The organism is Altibacter sp. HG106, assembly GCF_028561755.1.
Lineage (GTDB): Bacteria > Bacteroidota > Bacteroidia > Flavobacteriales > Flavobacteriaceae > DFVG01.
The window spans coordinates 202,974-226,550 of the sequence record NZ_JAQQTD010000001.1 but is presented as its reverse complement, the minus strand read 5'-3'; the positions used below and the strand labels follow the sequence as shown (position 1 = coordinate 226,550).

19 protein-coding genes are annotated in these 23,577 nt (G+C 44.0%); 8 read left to right on the top strand and 11 right to left on the bottom strand.

Features of this window, described 5'->3' with window-relative positions; all coding sequences use genetic code 11:
* Positions 1–40 precede the first annotated feature (40 nt).
* A complete protein-coding gene (ccsA, locus tag PO830_RS01095; RefSeq protein ID WP_272851685.1) occupies positions 41–3,232 on the top strand; it encodes a cytochrome c biogenesis protein CcsA in 3,192 nt (1,063 codons plus the stop codon).
* A 36-nt stretch (positions 3,233–3,268) separates the two neighbouring features.
* Here the strand turns inward: ccsA and PO830_RS01090 are convergent, their stop codons facing one another.
* Positions 3,269–4,465 carry a 7TM-DISM domain-containing protein gene (locus tag PO830_RS01090; RefSeq protein ID WP_272851684.1) on the bottom strand — a complete coding sequence of 399 codons (1,197 nt, stop codon included), beginning with the start codon at positions 4,463–4,465 and terminating at the stop codon, positions 3,269–3,271.
* Positions 4,466–4,689: 224 nt separating this feature from the next.
* The gene (gene fumC, locus PO830_RS01085; RefSeq protein WP_272851683.1) at positions 4,690–6,084 is read right to left on the bottom strand and encodes a class II fumarate hydratase; all 1,395 of its coding nucleotides are present in this window, start codon (positions 6,082–6,084) and stop codon (positions 4,690–4,692) included.
* A 143-nt stretch (positions 6,085–6,227) separates the two neighbouring features.
* On the opposite strand from fumC, the gene PO830_RS01080 reads away from it, so the two are divergent.
* Entirely contained in the window at positions 6,228–6,401 is a 174-nt protein-coding gene (locus PO830_RS01080) for a hypothetical protein (RefSeq protein ID WP_272851682.1), read from the top strand.
* Positions 6,402–6,466: 65 nt separating this feature from the next.
* Here PO830_RS01080 and PO830_RS01075 read toward each other — a convergent pair whose 3' ends face one another.
* The 5 genes from PO830_RS01075 to prfB all read right to left on the bottom strand — a co-directional run bounded on the left by PO830_RS01075 (position 6,467) and on the right by prfB (position 11,663).
* On the bottom strand, positions 6,467–8,992 hold the full coding sequence (locus PO830_RS01075) for an outer membrane beta-barrel protein (RefSeq protein ID WP_272851681.1): 2,526 nt from the start codon (positions 8,990–8,992) through the stop codon (positions 6,467–6,469).
* 122 nt (positions 8,993–9,114) lie between these two features.
* Complete coding sequence (gene arsC / locus PO830_RS01070) at positions 9,115–9,459, bottom strand: arsenate reductase (glutaredoxin) (protein ID WP_272851680.1); 345 nt, start codon at positions 9,457–9,459, stop codon at positions 9,115–9,117.
* 4 nt (positions 9,460–9,463) lie between these two features.
* Positions 9,464–9,943, bottom strand: coding sequence for a hypothetical protein (locus tag PO830_RS01065; protein ID WP_272851679.1), 480 nt, complete (start codon positions 9,941–9,943; stop codon positions 9,464–9,466).
* Positions 9,940–10,566, bottom strand: coding sequence for an HAD family hydrolase (locus PO830_RS01060; RefSeq protein WP_272851678.1), 627 nt, complete (start codon positions 10,564–10,566; stop codon positions 9,940–9,942). Before PO830_RS01060 ends, PO830_RS01065 begins: the two co-directional genes overlap by 4 nt.
* Positions 10,556–11,663, bottom strand: a protein-coding gene (gene prfB / locus PO830_RS01055) for a peptide chain release factor 2 (protein WP_272851677.1) whose coding sequence is annotated in 2 segments (ribosomal slippage) — positions 10,556–11,599 and positions 11,601–11,663 — 1,107 coding nt in all. Because the reading frame shifts where the segments join, the coding sequence is not laid out codon by codon here. The genes PO830_RS01060 and prfB overlap by 11 nt, the downstream gene beginning before the upstream one ends.
* Positions 11,664–11,769: 106 nt before the next feature.
* On the opposite strand from prfB, the gene PO830_RS01050 reads away from it, so the two are divergent.
* The 3 genes from PO830_RS01050 to PO830_RS01040 are packed head-to-tail and all read left to right on the top strand — an operon-like array spanning position 11,770 to position 15,885.
* Positions 11,770–14,178, top strand: coding sequence for a zinc-dependent metalloprotease (locus PO830_RS01050; RefSeq protein ID WP_272851676.1), 2,409 nt, complete (start codon positions 11,770–11,772; stop codon positions 14,176–14,178).
* 26 nt (positions 14,179–14,204) lie between these two features.
* Positions 14,205–14,831: a hypothetical protein gene (locus PO830_RS01045; RefSeq protein WP_272851675.1), complete on the top strand. Its 627-nt coding sequence runs from the start codon at positions 14,205–14,207 to the stop codon at positions 14,829–14,831.
* Positions 14,832–14,844: 13 nt separating this feature from the next.
* Positions 14,845–15,885, top strand: coding sequence for a threonine aldolase family protein (locus PO830_RS01040; RefSeq protein ID WP_272851674.1), 1,041 nt, complete (start codon positions 14,845–14,847; stop codon positions 15,883–15,885).
* Positions 15,886–15,918: 33 nt separating this feature from the next.
* Here PO830_RS01040 and PO830_RS01035 read toward each other — a convergent pair whose 3' ends face one another.
* Positions 15,919–16,239 carry a YegP family protein gene (locus tag PO830_RS01035; RefSeq protein ID WP_272851673.1) on the bottom strand — a complete coding sequence of 107 codons (321 nt, stop codon included), beginning with the start codon at positions 16,237–16,239 and terminating at the stop codon, positions 15,919–15,921.
* 114 nt (positions 16,240–16,353) lie between these two features.
* Positions 16,354–16,674: a YbaB/EbfC family nucleoid-associated protein gene (locus PO830_RS01030; RefSeq protein ID WP_272851672.1), complete on the bottom strand. Its 321-nt coding sequence runs from the start codon at positions 16,672–16,674 to the stop codon at positions 16,354–16,356.
* Between the two features lie 65 nt (positions 16,675–16,739).
* Here PO830_RS01030 and PO830_RS01025 point away from each other — a divergent pair, with 65 nt between their 5' ends.
* The 3 genes from PO830_RS01025 (at position 16,740) to PO830_RS01015 (ending at position 21,374) form a co-directional block, all read left to right on the top strand.
* On the top strand, positions 16,740–18,872 hold the full coding sequence (locus tag PO830_RS01025; RefSeq protein WP_442870041.1) for a S9 family peptidase: 2,133 nt from the start codon (positions 16,740–16,742) through the stop codon (positions 18,870–18,872).
* A gap of 76 nt (positions 18,873–18,948) precedes the next feature.
* Complete coding sequence (locus tag PO830_RS01020) at positions 18,949–19,986, top strand: PLP-dependent cysteine synthase family protein (RefSeq protein WP_272851670.1); 1,038 nt, start codon at positions 18,949–18,951, stop codon at positions 19,984–19,986.
* A 128-nt stretch (positions 19,987–20,114) separates the two neighbouring features.
* A complete protein-coding gene (locus PO830_RS01015; RefSeq protein ID WP_272851669.1) occupies positions 20,115–21,374 on the top strand; it encodes an aminotransferase class I/II-fold pyridoxal phosphate-dependent enzyme in 1,260 nt (419 codons plus the stop codon).
* Between the two features lie 54 nt (positions 21,375–21,428).
* Here PO830_RS01015 and PO830_RS01010 read toward each other — a convergent pair whose 3' ends face one another.
* A complete protein-coding gene (locus PO830_RS01010) occupies positions 21,429–22,550 on the bottom strand; it encodes a GNAT family N-acetyltransferase (protein WP_272851668.1) in 1,122 nt (373 codons plus the stop codon).
* 8 nt (positions 22,551–22,558) lie between these two features.
* Positions 22,559–23,557 carry a transporter gene (locus PO830_RS01005; protein WP_272851667.1) on the bottom strand — a complete coding sequence of 333 codons (999 nt, stop codon included), beginning with the start codon at positions 23,555–23,557 and terminating at the stop codon, positions 22,559–22,561.
* Positions 23,558–23,577: the final 20 nt, after the last annotated feature.

Here is a 23,577-nt window from a genome sequence, read left to right as displayed (position 1 = left end):
TACAGTTGGTTTTCAGTATTTTTGCACAAAATTTTTGCTCATGCAAAAGAAAATAGCAGCGTTTCTTTTTTCCACCCGACTCACTTCCTTTTTATTTATTGCATTTGCCGTGGCCATGGCGGTAGGTACTTTTTTAGATGCCTCCTCAGAAACATCTCCCACACCTTATTCCCGAGAACTCATTTACAACGCCTGGTGGTTTGAATTGATCATGGTGCTTTTTGTGGTGAATTTCATCGGAAACATTTTTCGGTTCCGACTCTATAAAAAAGAAAAATGGGCCACGCTTACCTTGCACCTTTCTTTCATTCTTATTCTGGTAGGAGCCGGAGTGACGCGCTATTTGGGGTATGAAGGTGTGATGCATATTAGAGAAGGGGCTACCGAGAATACTTTTCTTAGCGAACATACGTACTTAAAAACATTTATTGATGGCGACTACGAAGTAGACGGGGTACTACAACGACGCAACCTGCCTCCAAAAAAATTGAATCTTTCCGAGCGGCTGGACAATGAGTTTGTCATTGAAACCGATTACAATCAGCAGCCACTAAGCATTCGCTATAATAATTTTATCAAAAACGCAAAACAGGGATTAATTATTTCTGAAGGGGGAGAACGCTATTTAAAGATTGTTGAAGCGGGTGACGGTAACCGCCATGACCATTGGCTTAAAGTAGGGGAGGTCGCCAATATTCACAACATCCTTTTTGCCGTGAACACGCCCACCGAAGGAGCGGTGAACATTACGGTAGACGAAGCTTCAAACGCGTATACCATAGAAGCCCCTTTTGAAGGTACCTATATGCGCATGGCAGACCAAGCGCGGGGAACGGTGGAAAAAGACAGCGTGCAACCGTTGATGCTGCGGTCTCTCTATCAAATGGCCGGGATGGCGTTTGTGATTCCGGAGCCTATGGCAGAAGGCCGTCAGGGTGTGATGAAAGCGGGAGCGAATGAAAAGACCAATCAAGATGCCTTGATCGTAGATGTTTCCTCTGGAGGGGAAACGCAAACCGTAGAATTACTTGGGGGTAAGGGTACCAATCCCAATCCGCAGGCGGTGGAGGTAGGCGGACTTACCGTGTACTTGAGTTTTGGTTCTGAAGCGTATGAATTGCCTTTCAGTATTACGCTCAATGATTTTATAGCCGATAAATATCCCGGTACCGAAACCGGGTATTCGGCTTTTAAGAGCAAGGTCACCGTGAACGATTCCGAAGATACTTTTTTCGATTACGAGATTTTTATGAACCACGTGCTGGATCATAAGGGATATCGCTTCTTTCAGGCCTCGTTCGATCCCGATGAGAAAGGAACGGTGCTTTCGGTCAATCACGACTGGTGGGGTACCTGGATCACCTATATAGGGTACTTTTTGTTGTACTTAGGATTGATGGCCATTCTATTTGATCGCAATACTCGTTTTGGCTCGTTGAAAAAAATGCTGAATAAAGTGAAGGCGAAAAAAGCAGGTCTTACCCTCATATTGCTTTTCTTATCCCTTACGATGGGAACGGCTCAGGAACATACAGGAAATCACACACAAGCCCTAAGCTCCGCCCAGATTGATTCGATCATCACGGCTAATACGGTCGATAAAGAACACGCAGCGCGCTTTGGGATGCTGGTATTGCAGGATAATGGACGTATGAAGCCGGTTAATACCTTTGCCAGTGAATTACTGCGGAAGGTGAGTCGGCGCAACACCTACAATGAATTAGACGCAAATCAGGTATTTCTATCCATGAGCGAATTTCCTCGTGTATGGTTTGAAACGCCATTGATTGCCGTGAAGTGGCAGAATGATAGTATTCGACGGGTACTGGGAGTAGCTGAAGGTGTGTCCCGCATTCGACTCATCGATTTGATCGACGATCAGGGAAGAAATAAGCTGGATCCGTATTTGGAAGCCGCGACCACCACCAATACCCCCAATCAGTTTCAAAAGGATATTGTAAAAGTGTATGAGAACGCCTATTTGCTAAATCAAGCCTTAAGTGGTGGGATTCTGAAAATTTTTCCGAAGCCAGACGATCCTAACAACAAGTGGGTGTCGTACCCAGAATTGGGAGAAGCCAACTTTAAAGGTATGGACTCGGTAGCGACCCGTGCCATTTTACCGGCCTATTTTTCGGTATTGAAGGAAGCGCGAAACACGGGAGATTATTCGCAGGCAGATGAAATTCTGGAAGGCATGAAACGCTTTCAGGAAAAGTACGGGAGCGAAGTAATGCCTTCCGACCGTAAAGTACAGGCTGAGATTTTATACAATGAAGTAAATCTCTTCAATCGATTGTACCACTATTTTGCCATGATGGGCGTCTTCATGTTTTTATTTATCATCGCCCGGATCTTTCGGGAAGGAAAAGTACTTCGATTTTTAATTGCCTTCTGTAAGTATACCATTTGGTTGTTCTTTATTCTCATGACCCTCGGACTGATCTTTCGTTGGTATATCAGCGGACATGCCCCGTGGAGTGACGCATACGAATCTATTATTTACGTGGCTTGGGCGACGGTGTTCTTCGGACTCGCCTTCGGAAGAAAAAGTAATCTAACCATTGCTTCCACAGCCTTTGTCGCGGCCATTATTCTATGGGTCGCAAATCAGAATTGGTTGGATCCTTCCATTGCGAATCTGCAACCGGTATTAGACAGTTACTGGCTGATGATTCACGTGGCAGTGATTGTAGCCAGCTATGGACCGTTCACTTTGGGTATGATATTAGGAGCTACCTCTTTATTACTTATGTTGCTTACTACCAGGAAGAATAAGGTAAAGATGGAGCTTAACATCAAAGAACTTACCATTATTACCGAAATGGCACTAACGGTGGGCTTAGTGATGTTGACGATCGGTAACTTTTTAGGCGGACAATGGGCCAACGAGAGTTGGGGTCGTTATTGGGGGTGGGATCCAAAAGAAACCTGGGCGCTTATTAGCATTATGGTATACGCCTTTGTGATACACATGCGCTTGGTTCCCGGATTACGCGGTCGCTGGTTTTTTAACGTAATGGCCATCTTTTCGTTCGCGGCTATTATGATGACGTATTTCGGTGTGAACTTCTACCTTACCGGACTACATTCGTACGCTAGTGGAGACGTTCCTGTAACGCCGAGTTTTGTGTACTACATCCTAGTCTTTTTTGTCACCCTGAGTGGCTTGTCGTATTGGAGATACCGTAAACACTACTCACCTAAAAACATAAAAAAAGCTTCTGAATAAAAGTTCTGAAGCTTTGAGTGATTCTAGAAAATAGATTTAGTTATAGAGATAGTCGGGCTGAGTATCGAGCATGCGGTGGTCTTGCTGAATTTGCTCTCCAATCTCCAGTTTCTCGTACAATTCCTTTGTAAGATCTTCTACCTCCACTTCGGTGACCTTAAGTCTACGAGCGATCTTAGCATTATCAATTCCCTCTGAAATATATTGCAGAAGCTTGATCTCTAATCCATCGAGATCGTAATGCATGATAAGGTTTTCAAGGTAGACATCTTCTACCAGCTTTTCTGTTTTTTGGCGTACATTCATGACTTCTTGTCGTTTTAAAAAGATGCGCATCTCTGTTTGGCGCAAAATATTTTCTTCTTTGATGGCTTGCATGCGATACATGATCGCATAGGTTAAAATGATCATTTCGGTAGCGGTCGCGATCTTCAAATGAAAGGTCATCGTTCCTAGGAAATGGATGTTTAAAGGCGCCAGTACGAAGTAATCGATAGCAAATAGCAAAGGGATAAACGCTGCGATCACAAAGAACTTGGCGTAATTCTTTTTGGAGAACATATAAATACCAGACAAGAAATACAATACGAGTGCCGACATCGAAAAGGCAACCGACAAATTGGTGAATAGTAGGTTCTCTGTTCCGTAAGCAAACCCGAGGAGTAAGGCACTTAGGCTGAAAAACGCGATACTAATAATTCGCGCCTTTGGCAGGTACTCCTGTAATCGTAAGAAACGCGCCGCGAAGAGGCATGTTATGGCGCAGGAGATGGCCAAAAGCAACGCCTGGGTTGGCGGGTGTACCTGCGCCACGCTAATGTCTAGCAGTGCGAGAAGTCCGTCGTTATAGAAAAATACCAGTCCCCACGCTACAATACTCAGAGTGTGCAACAAATACGAGCGTTGTGCGAACAAGAAGAAGCACACTAAATTGAGTAAGATGAGCATAAGCGTACTTCCGTAAAAAAAACCATATCCAAATAGCGACTGATTGGAAAGGGTGAACAAGGATCCCACCGGAAGACTTGCCGTAGTTTTATTGTAGGAAAATTCTTCAAATGCTGTTAGCGCCTCAAAAGATGTCTGGCTCGATTTCGAAATATTTGTAGTGGACGACAGCGATAAAAAATGCGGTGTCCAATCAGTTGCGTACGCCGCAAAAACGCTCATAGTATTGACGGCAATTGCAGTATTCGTAGGGCTTTTTGGTGTGTATGCAGTTACTGATGCCATCGCAAAACTAGTTGTTTGAACGACCAAGAACATCAACAAAAAACACCACAGGGCGGGGTAGTTTTTTAGCCTCATAATAAGTAAGTTTCATCAAATTGGGTGATCCAATATACTTAAAAAATACATTTCACCTAAGAAAATTGCATTTTATCGATGAAATACTTGTTTTGCAATGAAAAAAAAAGCGGAGTTAAACACTCCGCTTTATCATTTAAAAAAAGGACTTATTTTGTTCCTACCATATCTTCGGGGCGTACCCAGGCATCAAATTCTTCTGCTGTGAGATATCCCAAATTAACGGCCTCTTCTTTAAGGGTCGTTCCATTCTTATGCGCCGTGTTCGCTATTTCTGCCGCTTTGTAATAACCAATTTTGGTATTGAGGGCGGTTACCAGCATGAGTGAATTTTTCAGAAGGGAATCAATTACCTCCTTATTGGGTGCGATTCCTTGCGCGCAATGTTCGTCAAACGAAACACAGGCATCGCCTAAAAGTTGTGCTGATTGTAATAGGTTTGCCGCCATCACAGGTTTGAACACATTCAGCTCATAATGGCCTTGCATGCCACCTACAGATATGGCCACATCGTTACCCATCACCTGTGCGCAGACCATAGTGAGGGCTTCACATTGGGTTGGATTCACTTTTCCCGGCATGATAGAAGATCCCGGTTCGTTGGCGGGAATGGTAATTTCGCCAATACCGCTGCGAGGCCCGCTTGCCATCATTCGGATGTCGTTCGCTATTTTATTAAGGGAAACAGCCAACTGCTTTAGGGCACCATGCGATTCTACAATGGCATCATGGGCGGCAAGCGCTTCAAATTTATTTTCCGCAGTAACAAACGGTAATTCCGTAAAGGTAGCAATGTATTGAGCTACTTTCTCTGAATACCCTTTAGGCGTGTTGATACCGGTTCCAACGGCGGTTCCACCAAGGGCTAATTGCGATAGGTGCGGCAAGGTGTTTCTCAATGCTTTTAATCCATGTTCCAGTTGAGAAGCATATCCGCTAAACTCCTGACCGAGGGTTAAGGGGGTTGCATCCATAAGGTGCGTCCGGCCAATTTTCACCACATCTTTGAAGTCGGCTGCCTTCTTCTGAAGGGTCCGATGAAGCTGCTCCACCCCGGGAATGGTTACTTCTATTAGTTTCTTATATCCGGCGATATGCATTCCGGTAGGAAAGGTATCGTTGGAAGATTGCGACTTATTTACATCGTCATTGGGTTGCAGTGTTTTGTCTCCATCACCGATCTTTTTACCCGCTAACTGATGCGCTCTATTCGCAATTACCTCATTCACGTTCATGTTGCTTTGCGTTCCGCTTCCTGTTTGCCAGATCACTAGCGGGAATTGATCATCGTGATCGCCGGAGAGGATCTCGTCGCACACTTGTGCGATCAGGTCTCGCTTCTCTTCGGAAAGCACGCCTAGTTCGCAATTGGTATAGGCCGCGGCCTTTTTTAGGTAGGCAAAACCATAGACTACTTCTAAGGGCATGCTCGCGGGAGCTCCAATTTTAAAATTATTTCTGGAACGTTCTGTTTGTGCGCCCCAAAGGACGTCGGCGGGTACTTGAACCTCGCCCATGGTATCTTTTTCTATTCGGTAATTCATAGGTGTCTGATTGTGAAGCAAAGGTACTAAATACGGGTGCCATGGTCAAAATACCTAATGTTTATTTGCCGTGAATAAATTGATTTGTTTTGCTGTTTTTTCTGAAAAAATCCTATTATCTTTGTCGCGTAAAACACGTCATTATGTTTGAATTTGATCAATATCTTGGATTTTTAGCATTCTTAACCATTTTGACCATCGGTTTTTGGTTGATGATTTTCTTGATCTCCTTTATCCCATACTGGATTGGAGGCGCCTTGTATGAGAATTGGAAATTAAAACGTGAAAAGAAGAAAGCGGAAGCAGAAGAGGCGTAGTCCTCAAAAAATATAAATAAAAAAGGAAGTCGGCCGACTTCCTTTTTTTGTGTTATCATCTCACTTTATCCTTCAAAGTCACCACCATCTTCGTCAAACCCTCCATCGCCACGGCCGCGTTGACGTTGCTTCTTTTGATTGAATCGATAGGTGAATGACAAGGTAAACTGACGCTGTCTCCATTGAAATTCTGAATCACTTGTAAAGGTATCTGCTACCGTAAACGAGCGTCTTTTTCTAGAATTGAACACATCACTAATATTAAAACCAATGGTTCCATTATCATCCATAATATCTTTACTCAGTGCCAGGTTCATTGAGAAGATCCCTTCATTTTCCGTTTGGGCATTGTTGGTAGGACCTCGGTAGAACGCGTTCGTTTGCCAATCTATTTTATAGGGCAGGGTCACTTTTGAGCTTGCTCGTGCAAACCAGCTGTTATTTTCGGTACCGTATTCAACCCCATTGAAGCTTCCGTCACTTTTAAAATTGAAATAATTAAAACTACCATTTAAGCGCAACCAGTTCACAGGGTTGTACAATAATCCCAGTTCGAAGCCCATACGTTCGTTGGTCGATAAATTGATCGGAACGGTTCTAACCACGTTTACGCCATTAATTACTTGCCCTGTTTGTTCTTGAATACGCTCAAACGAATCGGTTTCGTACTGATAATAGACAGAGGTAGTAAGGGTAAGTTTGTCCCAACGGCGTAAATATCCCAGATCAAAGGCACTTGCGAAGGCAGGGTCAAGGTCTGGGTTCCCTTGAAAAACGTTAGTAACACTAGATCGCGATGGAAACGGATTGATAAACCATCCACGGGGTCTGTTGATACGTCGGTTGTATCCCAAGGAAACGTTTTCACGTTCGCCAAGCTCATAGATCAAATTTACGGTGGGGAAAAGGCCCAAATAATTTTTGTCGAAGTTCGTATCAATATCCACACCCAGCGCATCCGAAAAGGCGGCTTCGTCGAGATTCGACTCGATATCTCCTTTCAATTGGGTGTTTTCAAGACGCAACCCAAGTAGGAAAGAAAGCTTTCCGAATTTGTTTCCGTACTGCGTATATACAGCGTGGACATTTTCGGTATAGTCAAAGATATTCGATAAGGTATCATTGCGCACAAAAATACCCGCTTCATTCTCTTGATTGAGCGTGAAATCGGTCACCTCGTTTTGTAGGGTTCCGCGATACCCCGCTTCAAATTGCGCGTTCTCACCAATAGGCAGCACGTAGTCTGCCTGAATCAAATATTCCTTCTGTGTTTCTTCGGTAATGATGTCTTCTGAAGGGAACTCAAATTCTGTTGGAATGATCCGCTGTTCTGTAATAAAAGAGCGTTCCTCTTCCATATCGTTCTCATACTGGAAGTCGGCTGTCAATTTGTGGCCGTCGTCATCAAAATTGTTTACATAATTCAACGATACCTGATAGCTCTGGTCCTTTTCGGTTTCGTTCTCCACGCGAAGGGTGGTTTCTGCCAAGTCACCATCGGTAAATCGACGCGTTCGGTTGGTGGTAATATCTTCATCATCGCCCAATCGCAAAAAGACACTACCGGTAATCGAGGAACGGTCTGTTAAGAAATATTCCATTCCCAGGTTCGTATTAAACCCTTGATCCTTGCGCTCGTAATCGCGTTCTTCGATCGTTCGATCGAACTGTGGCTCAATAACGATTTCTTCTCCGGTGTCTGGATCTATGGTAGTACGCGGAAAAAATTGGTTGTCATAAAAAGCGTTTCCAGGAGAGTTTCGGTATCGGATTCCCGTCGTATTGAAAATGTTGAATTTATCGGTTCTCAGGTTGATGTTCCCCGTAATACCACTTTGTAGTGGCACTCCGAAGTTTGTTTGTATCGAACCATTGAGTCCGAGTGTCTTTTCTTTCCGAAGAATAATATTGAGAATTCCCGCAGTGCCTTCCGCATCGTATCGAGCTGAAGGGGACGTGATTACCTCCACGCGTTCAATAGCTTCCGCCGGAAGCTGTCGCAGTGCGTCGGTAGATCCGAAGCCCGCAATAGCCGAAGGCCTCCCATTAATTAAAATACGCACGTTCTCGTTTCCGCGTAAACTAATGGCGCCCTCTACATCCACGGTCACCGATGGTACATTATTTAGGGCGTCACTTACCGTAGCCCCGCTGGTGGTTAGGTCTTTCCCAATGGTATATATTTTTTTATCGAGGCGCACTTGTACCTCTGTCGTTTCCGCGCGAATGACCACCTCATCTAAGCTTTCCGAATTTACGGCCAATGAGATAGTAGGGAGGGTTGTATTTTTTCTTAAATTCTGATTGGGTATTTCTTTAGTTTCGTAGGAAATAAATTCTACTTTCACCGTATACCTGCCCGCCGGCACTTGAATAGCGTAGTTCCCATCGAGATCAGTGATACCACCGGTAACGGTGCTTCCTTGTTGATTGACAAACGAAACCGTGGCGTATTCCAGAGGATAATTGGTTCCTTCTTCGATAATCTGGCCTTTGACGGTTACTTCTTCAGGAGTTGAGGTTCCCTGAGAGGTTTGAGCAACCGACAGTATTGAACAACATAGGAAGAGCGCACATAGAATTTTTTTCATAGTCTTTTTTGGTTTCGCTTTTGACTACGAAAATACAAGGGGGTTTAGGCGATGGCTGCTAAAGTTGTGTTAAAACTAGCGACGTGTTAAATGGGAATTTTTGATACCGAAATCAGTAAGACTTATAGTAGCTTTTTGACGTTTTCGGGCGGCCGCCCAATAACGGCTTTTCTGCCTTTGATCACAATGGGTCTTTCTATCAACTTAGGATTGGCAACCATGGCATTCACGATCTCGGCATCCGTCAAGGCTTTCCCCTTAAACTGTTCTTTCCATATCGTTTCGTTCGTGCGCACCAGGTCGATCGGGGCGATCCCAAGCATTGCGATCAGTTCAGAAAGGGTTGGGGCAGAAGGTGGCGTCTCCAGATATTTGACAATTTCCAGGGATTCCCCATGTTCCTCCAAGATTTGAAGGGTTTCTCGGGATTTTCGGCAACGCGGATTATGATAGATGATGGTATTCATAGGATTATTTTTTTAAAAGCGTTTCCAACTCATCGTGATAATCGTATTGAAGGTCGGGATGCAAGCTTTCTATTTTTTTAGTGATATACTGAATTTGTCGTTCGTATAAATTCTTCATCGTAGTACTTCGTTGTACGGAAGGGCCAAATAATTGAAACTCTCTGCAAAAATGAAGTAGCAACTCAACTTCCGTTGCTTTGCTATTGGAATACCGACTAAATTTCTTGGTCTCTCTCAAAATTTTTCGAATGCTCTTTTTGACAAAGTAAAATCGATTTCGATTTACCGAACGAAATTGAGCGGTCATGTATTCTTTCACATGTTCGATGTAGCCCGTCTCGTCTTGAGCTTCAAATAATAAATAGGTAAGTAGTTCTTTGTTTTCTTTTTTGAAACGCGCCAGTCGAAGACAGATCTCTTTGATTTCTTCCGGAGATCGAAAGGCAAGTTCTTTTCGTATTTGCGGAACCGAAGCAGGTTTCATGAACTAGAATTTAGAGTGATCCCCAGCCTGTTGAGGTCGGTGGCCAATTGCTTTGCCCCGGTGAAATGCAAGGCGGTTATGCCCAGTTTTTCTGCCGCGGCCACATTTCTTTTATTATCATCTATAAAGATGGCTTCAGAAGGGGTGATGTCATACCGGGACAGCGCGAGTTCATAGATGTCTGCAAAGGGTTTTCGGGTTTTCTCATCCCCACTTACCACAATTCCATCGAACCATTGCAACCATTCAAATTTTGAGAGGGCCTTCGGAAAAGTTTCTCCGCTCCAATTGGTAAGGGCAAACACATTTAATCCAGGATTTTCGACGGTTTGTTTTAAGATGGCCAGGGTATCGTCGTGGGCATATCCCAGCATTTCTTCCCAACGTCCGTAATACATGCGAATAAGGTCTTCATATTCGGGAAATTCCTTTACTTTATCTTCTGTGGCTTGTGCCAAGGGATACCCTGCATCTTGATTTTCGTTCCAATCCCATGAGCAAACGGTATTTAGAAACCAGTTCATCTTTTCCCGATCGCCTCGGAATTCTTTCAAAAACACATATTCCGGATTCCAATCTACCAGTACGCCTCCCAGATCAAAAATAATCGTGTTATAACTCATTGCTTGCTTCTTTTTGGCCGGTCATCATTAAATATGCTTTTAAGAAATCGTCGAGATCGCCATCTAAGACGGCATCGGTATTTCCGGTTTCGTGACTTGTACGCACGTCTTTAATGAGTTTGTAGGGGTGGAGCACATAATTCCGAATTTGCGATCCCCATTCAATTGCTTTTTTATCGGCCTCAATCGCATCGCGTTGTGCTTGTTGCTTCCGAAGTTCAATTTCATACAACTGCGATTTCAACATTTGCATCGCTTTTTCGCGGTTTTCTAACTGCGAACGCGTTTCACTATTATGGATTACGATGCCACTAGGATGATGAGTAAGAATGGCCTTGGTCTCTACTTTATTTACATTCTGTCCTCCGGCACCACTACTTCGAGCGAAATCCCAAGAGATATCAGCAGGATTGATATCGATTTCAATAGAATCATCGGCTAATGGATACACATAGACGCTGGCAAAACTCGTGTGTCTTTTCGCATTGCTGTCAAATGGAGAAATACGCACCAAACGATGCACGCCATTCTCACTTTTCAACCAACCAAAGGCATAGTCACCATCAATCTCGAGGGTCACGGTTTTCACTCCGGCGACATCTCCAGCCTGAAAGTTCAGTTCTTTGATTTTAAATCCGTTTTTTTCGGCCCACATCAAGTACATGCGCATAAGCATTTGGGCCCAATCGCAACTTTCTGTGCCTCCGGCACCCGCTGTAATTTGAAGAACGGCAGAAAGATCATCGCCTTCTACGCTGAGCATGTTCCGAAATTCAAGAGCTTCAACGGCCGATTGCGCCGTTTCAAAACGGGTGGTTACATTGGCCGCTTCCCCTTCTCCTTCTTTAAAGAATTCGTAGATGACCTCGGCGTCTTCGGTAAGTTGCATGGCATTTTCATAATCCTCAACCCATTTTTTCTTATTGCGAAGTTGCTTCATAAAAGCCTCGGCCTCTTGTGGATTGTTCCAAAAATTGGGATCGTAGGTTTTTTCTTCGTCGTTAGCTATTTCGACACGCTTTCCGGCCACGTCAAAGATACCTCCTTAACGCATCCAGGCGTTCTTTAAGATCGTTGAGTTGATCTGATGTAATCATAGGGTGGTGTAATTTTTCGTAAAAATAGGATTTAACTTCCGTTGCCGAAATGTTTTTAAAGGAATTTTAGTAGTTTAGGGCATTCCCCAAAGTAAACATTCCACCCATGAAACACGTTATTCTCAGTTGTTGTGCCCTTCTCTGTGTTGCCGTAGCTTCGGCTCAGTTTCTTTCAGATAAATCCGACGTACAAAAATTCGAAGGTTTTTTTGATTTCTATTATTCTGAAGAAGAAGGTTCCATCTATCTCGCCGTCGACAAATTAGATACCGAATTTCTCTATGTTCACTCCCTGCGAACCGGGTTGGGATCTAACGATATTGGCTTAGATCGAGGACAATTAGGTGGGGGAGAGGTGGTTTCTTTTGTAAAAAGCGGAAACAAAATTCTGCTGGTGCAACCCAATATGAAATATCGGGCTACCTCAGAGAACGATTTGGAACGACGTTCTATCTCGGAAGCGTTTGCGCGCTCGGTATGGTTTGGTTTTCCTATCAAAGAAACAGAGGGCGATACCTACCTCATAGACTTGACGCCATTTTTGATGGAAGATGCGCATCAGGTAGCGAATCGGTTAAAACGCGGAAAAGAAGGAACCTATAAGGTAGATACTTCCCGCAGCGCCCTATGGATGGAGCGCACCAAGGCATTTCCGAAGAACGTAGAATTTGAAGCCTTGTTAACGCTAAAAGGTACTCCCACCGGTAGCAATTTACGAAGTGTGGCTCCGAATGCCGAATCCATTTCGGTGATCCAACACCATAGTTTTGTCGAACTGCCTGACGAGGGTTATACCCCCAGGGCCTTCGATCCGCGTAGCGGTTCTTTTGCGATTAGTTATTTAGACTACAGTACGCCCATTTGGGAGCCCATACAAAAACGTTTTATCACGCGCCACCGCCTAGAGAAGAAGAACCCTACGGCTTCTGTAAGTGAGGCTGTAGCACCCATTATCTATTATCTGGACCCGGGAACGCCCGAGCCGGTGCGGTCTGCCTTACTAGAAGGTGCGCGCTGGTGGAATCAGGCCTTTGAAGCCATTGGTTACAAAGATGCTTTTCAAGTAAAAATGCTTCCGGGTGATGCCGACCCAATGGATGTGCGTTATAATGTGATACAATGGGTACATCGCTCTACACGAGGGTGGAGCTATGGTGCTAGTATTACCGATCCACGTACCGGTGAGATCATCAAAGGACATGTTAGTTTGGGAAGTCTTCGTATCCGACAAGACTATATGATCGCACAAGCCCTGATGAACAAACCTTTTGCGACCAGTGATGAAAACTATAAACCCATGCTCGACTTGGCGTTAGCGCGTATTCGTCAACTCTCTGCGCATGAGGTAGGGCATACCCTTGGGTTCGCGCACAATTTTGCGGCGAGTACGATAGATCGAGCCAGTGTTATGGATTATCCGCATCCAAAGATCGATATGGGGGCCAACGGATCCCTTAAGTTTAACGATGCCTACGATACCGGAATTGGTGACTGGGATAAGGTTACCGTAGCCTATAGCTACAGCGACATACCTACTGGAACCGACGAAAAGACCTATCTCAATGCCTTACTGGAAGGAGCCTTTGCAGATGGCCATCGGTTTATCACCGATAGTGACGCACGGCCGCAAGGAGGCGCTCATGCCAAGGCGCACCTATGGGACAATGGAGAAACAGCCGCACAAGAATTAGAAAAAGTATTACAACTTCGGAAGAATGCCATGCAAACCTTCTCGTTGGATAACATTCGCACGGGAGAACCGTATACCGTTTTGGAGGATGTCTTTGTACCCTTGTATTTCTTTCATCGCTATCAAACAGAGGCTGCCGTAAAAAGTATTGGTGGGATGGAGTACGATTATCTGGTGAAAGGATACAATGGGAAAACGCCCTCCTATCTTTCCGAAGAAAAACAGGCGAATGCTTTAGCTCAGGTAATTAAGACCTTGCGAGTAGAGCAGTTAGCGATTCCGAAGCAATTACAAACCTATTTTCCGCCAAGAGCCTATGGGTATTCCCGCAGTCGGGAATCTTTTAAAAGTGACATGGGAGTGGCGTTCGATCCCCTGGGAGCAGCCGCCACAGCGAGTGACATGACCTTGCAATTATTGTTGCATCCGCAGCGGTTAAACCGACTTGTAGTACAAAAAGGATTAACAGAGGGAGAGAAGAACCTTGGTGTGGAAGATGTGTTGAGTGCGCTCACTGCCTTATACTACGATGTTCCGAAGGACGCCTATCATAAAGAAGTGTACCACACCATTCAGCATCGAATCTTGTTCCATGTGCTGCATTCGATTCAGCATAAAGATGTGATCCCCCAGGCGAAAGCGCATTTGCAGCATCACCTGAGTCTATGGGAGAAGGCAATGGAGAAGTCCAATACCGTGAATGATCGCCAGATGCTATTGACCATAGCACAATTCCGAAAATTCCCAGAAAAATTTACACCTCCACCAGTGCCTAAGATCCCTGATGGGAGCCCGATTGGTGGCGGCTGTATGCAATATCATTAATCTATTCTACAAAAAACAACCTCACTATGAAAACAATTACATGCATACTACTGTTGCTTATGGGCAGCATGGGATTCTCCCAGAATAATAAGGCAAAGGTTGAATCGTTACTGAACCAGTTCACGACAGAATTAACCGAGCGCGGCATTACGAATTTTTTTACTACCAAACGATATTGCCTGGGAACCACAGAGATGTTCCGCATTGGAAACAATGAAATATGCACTTCGGAAGGAACCTACTATGAGAGTTATGTGCTCTGGCAGGAGCCTGAAGGAGACGTGATGATCAAAAAGATCGATAATTGTGGGGTTTTTACACCCATCTCCGTAGGGGCGACCAACCCCATCTCTTTCTATATGACGCATCTTTCAACATTACAAAAAGAGGATGTGAAGCCTTATCAGGTGCAAAATCCCGGAAACCGACCTACCCAGCGAACTCAAACGCATCCGTGCAGACGCGATTTTTCGTTTTACGCTGATGCGGAAGATACGGTACACACCACCTACCGATTATATGATATGACCAACGGATCGAGTCAGCCGAACTTGAACTACGAACACAATAAAAATTTAAAAATTACCACCTTGGATGCGATGATGGATGAAGTCATTGAAGCAAACGCTAATCGTTTCCGAAGAGAATTGTAAGAACCCCAAAACTATGACCATTGACCTACGAAGTGATACGGTAACCCGTCCCACACCAGAAATGTTAGCAGCGATAATGAACGCCAAGGTAGGGGACGATGTCTATAAAGAAGATCCTTCTGCCAATGCGCTCGAGGCCGAAGTGGCGGAACTATTTGGCATGGAGGAAGCCTTGTTTTTTCCTACCGGAAGTATGGCCAATCAAGCGGCTATTAAACTGCATACCCAACCCGGAGAACAATTAATTTGCGATCAATGGGCTCATGTGTTTAATTACGAAGGAGGCGGTGTTTCCTTCAATAGTGGTGTTTCTTGCAAGCTTGTGGCCGGTACGCGTGGGATGATCACCGCCGAGCAGGTGGCCTCACATATCAATCCGCCTGATTTTTATCACAGTCCGTTGACCTCTTTGGTTTGCCTCGAAAATACCACCAACAAAGGAGGTGGCGCCTGTTATGATTTTGAAGAATTTAAACGTATCCGTGAGGTTTGTAATGCGCATGATTTAGGGTTGCACCTAGACGGGGCTCGATTGATGAATGCTTTGGTCGCTACCGGGGATGATCCCAAAGAATACGGTCGCGTCTTCGATACCCTCACCCTATGTTTAAGCAAGGGTCTCGGAACACCGTTAGGGACCGTTCTAGCCGGGAAAAGGCACATTATGAAAAACGCTATTAGGGTTCGCAAAATACTAGGGGGTGGCATGCGGCAAATTGGCTTTATGGCCGCCGCAGGAAGCTATGCCTTAGAACATCATGTGTCGCGTTTGAAAGAAGACCATCAGAAGGCCAAAGAATTGGCGTCTCATTTAGCGTCGTTGGCGTATGTTTCGGAAGTGGAGTCTACCGAAACCAATATTGTTATTTTCTATTTGAACGATGCTATTCCCGCGGCTCATTTTATGGCGTATTTAGATTCCGAAGGAATACGCATTAGCGATATGGGGCAAGGAAAATTGCGCATGGTCACGCATTTGGATTACGATGATGGCATGCACAAAAAGGTATTGCTGAGTCTACAACAGTATGAAACAAAAAAGCCTTCTTCGTAGAAGAAAGCTTTTCGTGTCTTTTGAAAGGTAGTTTTATTCGGCCTCTTTCACCTCAGCGCCTGGCGCATTTTTCTTGACCGATTCAATACCGTTGTTCATACCACTTTCAGAAGCGTACATCTGACTGCTTCCGATGATTTGACCGTTGGTGGATTTAATGTTGAAGTGGAACTTTCCATTCTTCGCTGTCTTGCGCTCGAAGCAATTATCGTCACCGCAATTCTTCTTTACAGAATCAATTCCGTTAGAAGCACCTGATTTGGAAGCGTACATTTGGCTCGACAAAATTACTTGTCCGTTAGAAGCCTTCAAGACGAAGTGAAATTTATCGCCGCTCTTTTTAAGTTCAAACATGTTTTCTCTTTTTAGGGATTATCATTCCTGTAAATATCTGAAATATATCTAATTTCAAAAAATTTGAACTGTATTTCCTTTCCAGCGTTTCCAAAAGCAATACAATCAGAACGACTATTTCCCAAAAAGTTGATCCATTCCAGGAATATTTGGCATTCCTTCCTTGGCCGCTGCAGCCATTTCGGCTTCGTTGATGGCGGTAGCCTTTTGGATGGCTTTGTTCAAGGTTACAATCAAATAATCCTCTAATTGTTCTTTGTCTTCAAGCAGGGCATCATTGATGGCTACTTTTTTTATTTCCCGATTGGCGGTAAGGGTAATGTTTAACAGTCCGTCTGAACTTTGTTCGTCCACCATAACCGTATCCATTCGTTTTTTTGTCGCTGCTACTTTTTCTTGGGCTTCTTTTAATTTACCCATCATATCTCCAAACATATCTTCAATTTTTTTAGTGACACAAATTTACTATTTTCGGTACGTAACTCCTCACTTTTTTTCTGATGAAATATATCCTATCCCTTTGCCTCATAAGTGCTATTTTTGCGTCCTGTAACGAAGAAAATGAGCAAACGTCCGCTATGAAACACACTCCTCCAACCGCCGAGAAGATTGATAAAACCTTAGAAATGCATGGTGATATGCGTGTGGATCCTTATTTCTGGCTGAATAATCGTGAAAATGAAGAGGTGATCGATTACCTGGAGCGTGAAAACGATTACTACAACAAGATGACGGCTCATACCGATGTCCTGAAACAAGATTTGTTTGAAGAGATCAAGAGTCGGATTAAAGAGGACGATAGTTCGGTGCCTTATTTCTACAATGGCTATTACTATATAACACGCTTTGAAACGGGAAATGACTATCCTATCTACTCGCGTAAAAAGGGTTCGCTTGAAGCGGAAGAAGAGATTCTATTCAACGTGAATGACATGGCGAAAGGCTATAGCTATTACAACCTTCGCGGCATCAATGTGAGTCCCGATAATCAATGGGTCGCCTACGGAGTAGATACCGTTAGCAGGCGGAAATATACGTTATACATCAAAAACCTGGAAAGCGGAGAGGTACTGGAAGAAACCATCCCTACAACTACCGGAAGCTCTACCTGGGCCAATGATAATAAGACCTTGTTTTATACTCGAAAAGACGAGCAAACACTGCGTTCTAATGAGATCTTTAGACATGAACGGGGTACCGAAGCAACAGCCGATGTAAAAGTGTATGAAGAAACGGATGAAACCTTTAGCACTTATGTTTACAAGACAAAGTCGGATGAGTTTTTGGTCATCGGCTCGTATAGTACACTTACGTCTGAATTCCAGATTTTAAAAGCTGATACTCCTAAGGGTGCGTTTAAGGTGTTCCAGCCGAGGGTACGCGGACTCGAATACGGAATCGCGCACTACGGCGATCATTTTTATATCGTTACCAACAAAGACGGCGCTACTAATTTCAAGTTGATGAAAACTTCGGAAACAGCTACGACATCCGACCAATGGGAGGAAGTGATCGCACATCGTGAGCAAGTTCTGTTGGAGGATGTTGATATCTTCAAAGAGTATTTGGTGGTTAGCGAACGAGACAATGGCCTTAATAAGCTCCGAATCATGTCTTGGGATGGCACGAAGGATTATTACCTTCCTTTCGATAATGAAACCTATACGGCGTATACCACGCAGAATATTGAGTTCGATACCAGGATCTTGCGCTATGCCTATAATAGTTTAACGGCTCCGGCGTCTATTGTCGATTTTAATATGGACACTCAGGAGAAAGAAATTAAAAAGCAAACCGAAGTATTAGGAGGCACCTTTGACGCGGCCAACTACGAGTCGAAACGCATCTGGGCGCCGGCCCGAGATGGCAAAAAGATACCCGTATCAATCGTGTATCGGAAAGGCATAGAATTAGATGGTGAAAATCCTTTGCTACAGTATGCATACGGTTCCTACGGCTCAACCATTGATCCGTATTTCTCAGTGGCCCGTTTGAGTCTGTTAGATCGCGGATTTATCTATGCTATCGCTCACGTACGGGGTGGGCAATATCTGGGAAGACAATGGTATGAAGACGGAAAGCTCCTTAAGAAAAAGAACACCTTTACAGATTTTGTGGATGTATCCAACTTCTTAATTGAAGAAAAATACACCTCTCCAGAACATTTATATGCTTCCGGTGGATCTGCCGGAGGGTTACTTATGGGAGCGGTAGTCAACATGGCGCCAGAATTATATAATGGAGTGGTCGCCGCCGTTCCTTTTGTGGACGTGGTAACTACCATGCTCGATGATTCTATTCCCTTAACCACGGGAGAATATGACGAATGGGGCAATCCTAACGATAGTACCTATTATCAGTATATCAAGTCGTATTCGCCCTACGATAATGTTGCCGCTAAAAACTATCCGAATATTCTGGTTACAACCGGATTACACGACTCGCAGGTGCAATACTGGGAACCGGCCAAATGGGTCGCTAAATTGAGAGAACTAAAAACCGATGACAATATTCTTTTATTGCACACCAATATGGAAGCGGGTCATGGTGGAGCTTCAGGAAGATTTGAAGCCATTAAGGAGGTAGCGAGAGATTACGCATTTATTTTGGATCGGGAAGGTATTTCGAAGTGATTTAAAAAAATACTGTACCTTTGTCCCATCGAACAGAGGCATCTATGTTCGCTGTTTTTTTATTGAATCCCTGTGTATGAAAGATGGTATACAAGCCTACAACAATGTGTTAGACCTAATTGGAAACACACCGTTAATTAAGCTGAACCGCATAACTGCATCCATGGAGGGAAGTTTTTACGCCAAAGTAGAAGCTTTCAATCCGGGTCACTCTTCCAAAGATAGAATTGCGCTCCATATTCTAGAAAATGCAGAAGCCAAAGGAATTCTCAAGCCTGGGGATACCATCATCGAGACGACCAGTGGAAATACGGGCTTCAGTGTGGCTATGGTCAGTATTTTAAAAGGATACCAGTGCATTTTAGCCGTGAGCTCAAAGTCTTCCGCAGATAAAATTGACATGCTTAAAACGATGGGCGCGCAAGTTCATGTTTGTCCGGCTCATGTTGCTGCCGATGACCCACGCTCTTACTATGAAGTGGCAAAACGCTTACATGAAGAAATTGAGGGGTCAATCTATATCAATCAATATTTCAACGAATTAAATATAGCAGCCCATTATGCGACCACTGGGCCTGAAATTTGGCAACAAACCCAGGGGAAGATCACCCATTTGGTAGCATGTAGCGGCACAGGCGGTACTATTTCAGGAACCGCACGCTTCTTAAAGGAACAAAATCCGGAAGTCCAAATCATCGGAATTGATGCCTACGGCTCCGTGCTTCAAAAGTTTCACGAAACAGGCAAACTCGATAAAGACGAAATATACCCCTACCGTATTGAAGGCCTGGGTAAGAATTTGATTCCTTCAGCAACCGACTTCAGCATGATCGATCGTTTCGTAAAAGTTACCGATGGTGACAGCGCACATACGGCGCGAGAAATTGCCAAGACAGAAGGTCTTTTTGTGGGCTATACCAGCGGTGCAGCCTTGCAAGGTATCAAACAATTGGATGAGGAAAGCCTGTTTGATAAAGACAGTGTTGTGGTTGTTATCTTTCCAGATCACGGATCGCGTTATATGAGTAAGATCTATAATGATCAATGGATGGAAGAACAAGGCTTCTTTGATGCTGATAGCGAAGAAGTTCCTTCGGTGCAGTATATTAAATAGAAAACCACCATTCCAACTTATCACCGTTACTTCAGTAACGGTTTTTTTGGCTTCAGGGGTTACATTTCTGAACTTGTTATCCCAACTAAAATACCTATTTTTGCAACTTGATTCAAACAAAGGACTGAATGAAAGACTTATTTGACAAAATCTATAAAGATAAAGGCCCATTAGGGCGCTGGGCAGAGCAGGCTGAAGGGTATTTTATCTTTCCAAAATTGGAAGGACCCATCGCCAACCGCATGCGTTTTAACGGACGTGAAGTGATTACATGGAGTGTAAATGATTATCTGGGCTTGGCGAATCATCCTGACGTTAGAAAAGTAGATGCAGCCGCTGCTTCCGAATGGGGTAGCGCGTATCCGATGGGAGCTCGAATGATGAGTGGTCATACCAATCTACACGAACAACTTCAAAAAGAGTTGGCTGCCTTTGTACAAAAAGAAGCTGCCTATCTTCTCAATTTTGGATATCAGGGAATGGTTTCTACCATCGACGCGTTAGTGTCTAAAGATGATGTGATTGTATACGACGTAGATGCGCATGCTTGTATCATCGATGGTGTTCGCTTGCACCTGGGGCAACGGTTCACGTACAAGCACAACGATATGGAAAGTATCGAAAAAAACCTGAAGCGCGCTGAAAAAGTAGCTGCCAAAACGGGCGGTGGAATTTTGTTGATTTCTGAAGGGGTCTTCGGAATGCGCGGAGAGCAGGGAAAACTGAAAGAAATCGTTGCGCTCAAGGAAAAGTACAACTTCCGCTTGTTTGTAGATGATGCTCATGGTTTTGGAACCCTCGGTAAAACAGGAGCAGGAGCAGGTGAGGAGCAAGGTGTGCAGGACGGTATCGATGTATATTTTGCGACCTTTGCGAAATCTATGGCCAGTACCGGGGCGTTTATCGCTGCCGATGAAGAAATTATCAATTACTTAAAATACAACCTGCGGTCTCAGATGTTCGCTAAATCGTTGCAAATGCAATTGGTAGTAGGCGCCTTAAAGCGTTTAGACATGCTGCGTACCATGCCCGAATTGAAAGAGAAATTGTGGGAAAATGTGAATGCCTTGCAAGGCGGACTCAAAAAGCGTGGTTTCGATATTGGTACAACGCAAAGCTGCGTCACTCCGGTATATCTTAAAGGAACCATTCCGGAAGCCATGGCACTGGTAAAGGATCTTCGAGAAAACTATGGAATCTTTTGTTCTATCGTGGTATATCCGGTAATTCCTAAAGGCTTAATTCTTCTTCGAATGATTCCAACGGCATCACATACCTTGGAAGATATAGACGAAACACTAGATGCGTTTTCGGCCATTCGAGAGCGTCTTGAAAATGGAACGTATAAGCGATTGAGCGCAAGCGTTGCAGCCGCAATGGGCGAGTAATTTTACGCTTCAGAAGTCATACCATAAAAAACCATCCGTATTCCGGGTGGTTTTTTAGTTTAAGGAACGACGAAAGGTACTACGCTCTTTGTGTTGCTTCGGATTGTAATCTTTCCACAGTAATTGTACCGCTGTATTTTCTTTAAGTTCAGGATTGGTTTCTACGATCTTGATACCCTTGGCAGTAAAAAGATGCTGCATTTCTTCAAAGATGATGGCGGTAACACCTTTCCCTTGATACTCCGGATGAATTCCAATCAAATAAAAAGCCGCCGTATCGTTCTTTTTCTGTGCCTGAATAATATGAAACCAACCAAAAGGGAATAGGCGTCCATTCGCCTTTTTTAAGGCTTTGCTAAAGGACGGCATCACCACCGAAAAGGCGATGAGGTCACCAGACTTGTCTTTGATACAGGTAATGTAGTCGGAATGAATAAAGCTAAAGTACTTCTCTTTGTAGTAGTCTATTTGATATTGCTGAATCGGAACGAAGGTTTGTAGTGTATTATAGGTATTGTTCAACAGCTCGAACATGGCGTCCACATAAGGAAGGATCTCTTTTTTACTCTGAAAACGAATCACGGAAAGTTCAAAACGCTTTTTGATAAGGCCTGAGAACTTCTTTACTTTTTCATTGAGAATTTCGGGCACGTTCATCTTATATTCCACCCAGGTCGCTTGAGGTTCAAAACCAAGTTGTTGAAAGTGTTCTTTGTAATACGGATAATGATACCAGGTAATCATGGTATTTCGCTCTTCGTATCCCATGGTCAGGATACCCGCTTTTTCCATATTGGAGAACCCTACGGGACCTTCCATATACTCCAGCTGATGGCGCTTTCCGATCTCCCGAACCTTTTCAATCAGGGCCTTGGTCACAGCAATGTCATCAATCACGTCAAACCACCCAAAGCGCACTTTTTTCTTTTGCTGTTCATCAATCTCTAAATGATTGATGATAACGGCTATGCGTCCTGAAAGCTGCCCGTCTTTATAGGCTAAAAAATAGTCGGCTTCAGCATTTTTAAAGACTGGATTCTTTTGTTTGTCGAGGGTTTCCATCTCATCTTTAATGAGGGGAGGTACCCAATAGTCACAATCTTTGTAAAGTTTGAAAGGAAACGTTACAAATTGCTTAAGCTGGTTCTTGTTGGTTACGGGTATAAGTTCTATCATAAGCTCTGCTAACGACCGCCATCGTCATCCACTTCAAAGGCATCCTTGCGTTTTTTGCCTCCGTCAGTATCCTCTTTTTTAGTTTTTTCATCCTTCCGCTTTTTGCGACCGGCGCGACCTTTTTCCTCAATGTACTCATCGGTGTTGTGCATATCAAATCGATATGCAACTCCCACTCTTCCGTAGAATACAGAGGGAGTGTCTTTGATATTGATAGTTGCGGAAAGATCTACATGAAGATTTTCATTAATCAAGGCCGCGGCACCTGCACGAAACAATTGATCTGAATAGAAATCACTTTTGAATCCTTGATTTTCGACAAAAATGGAGAAATAATCGTTGGTGGCATGTGTCAAGGTAACGATATAGCCATAAGAAGGAAATTCGGTCGTAACCCTATCAACAATAATATTCGTCACCAGAACGAAGCCTCCCAGAAAGTTGTTTTGTGTGGATAAAATGAACTTCGGACTAATAACAGCTTCAGATTCTGGCGTAAACGGATTGTTCTTGGTATCAAAATTGGCGCCGGCATAGAATGAAATAGCCGGAATTAAATCGCGCCATTGAAATCGGTTGTTAGCCTTCCAACTATAGAGGTTGGGGCCTTCTAGCGCTCGCTTGCGATAGGGGTCGTAAAACAGATATTTGGCACCCACCGTATTGCTTCGGAAATTACTAATAGGATCTAACTCGATAGGGATGGTGCCGCGGTTATCAGTTACTATGTTTCGTTGAAAGGATCCAATAAGACTTACTTCTAACTCTTCTTTCCAAACCCCGTATCGCACTGAATAATCAATTCCGTATCCTGTAGTTTCGGTTTGCAATAAGCGATGTTCTTCCTTTCCGTAAAAGATGCCACTTTCAAATTGCAGGACATTGGTTCCCACCGAAAAGGCACCCTGACTTACACCCGGTCGGTTGGTGTTAATCATCTCGGTATATTGTGCCTGACAGACAAAGGGAATTCCTATGAAAAAAAAGCAAAGAAAGAGGATACGCATGCACAATAGGTTTGGCTCAA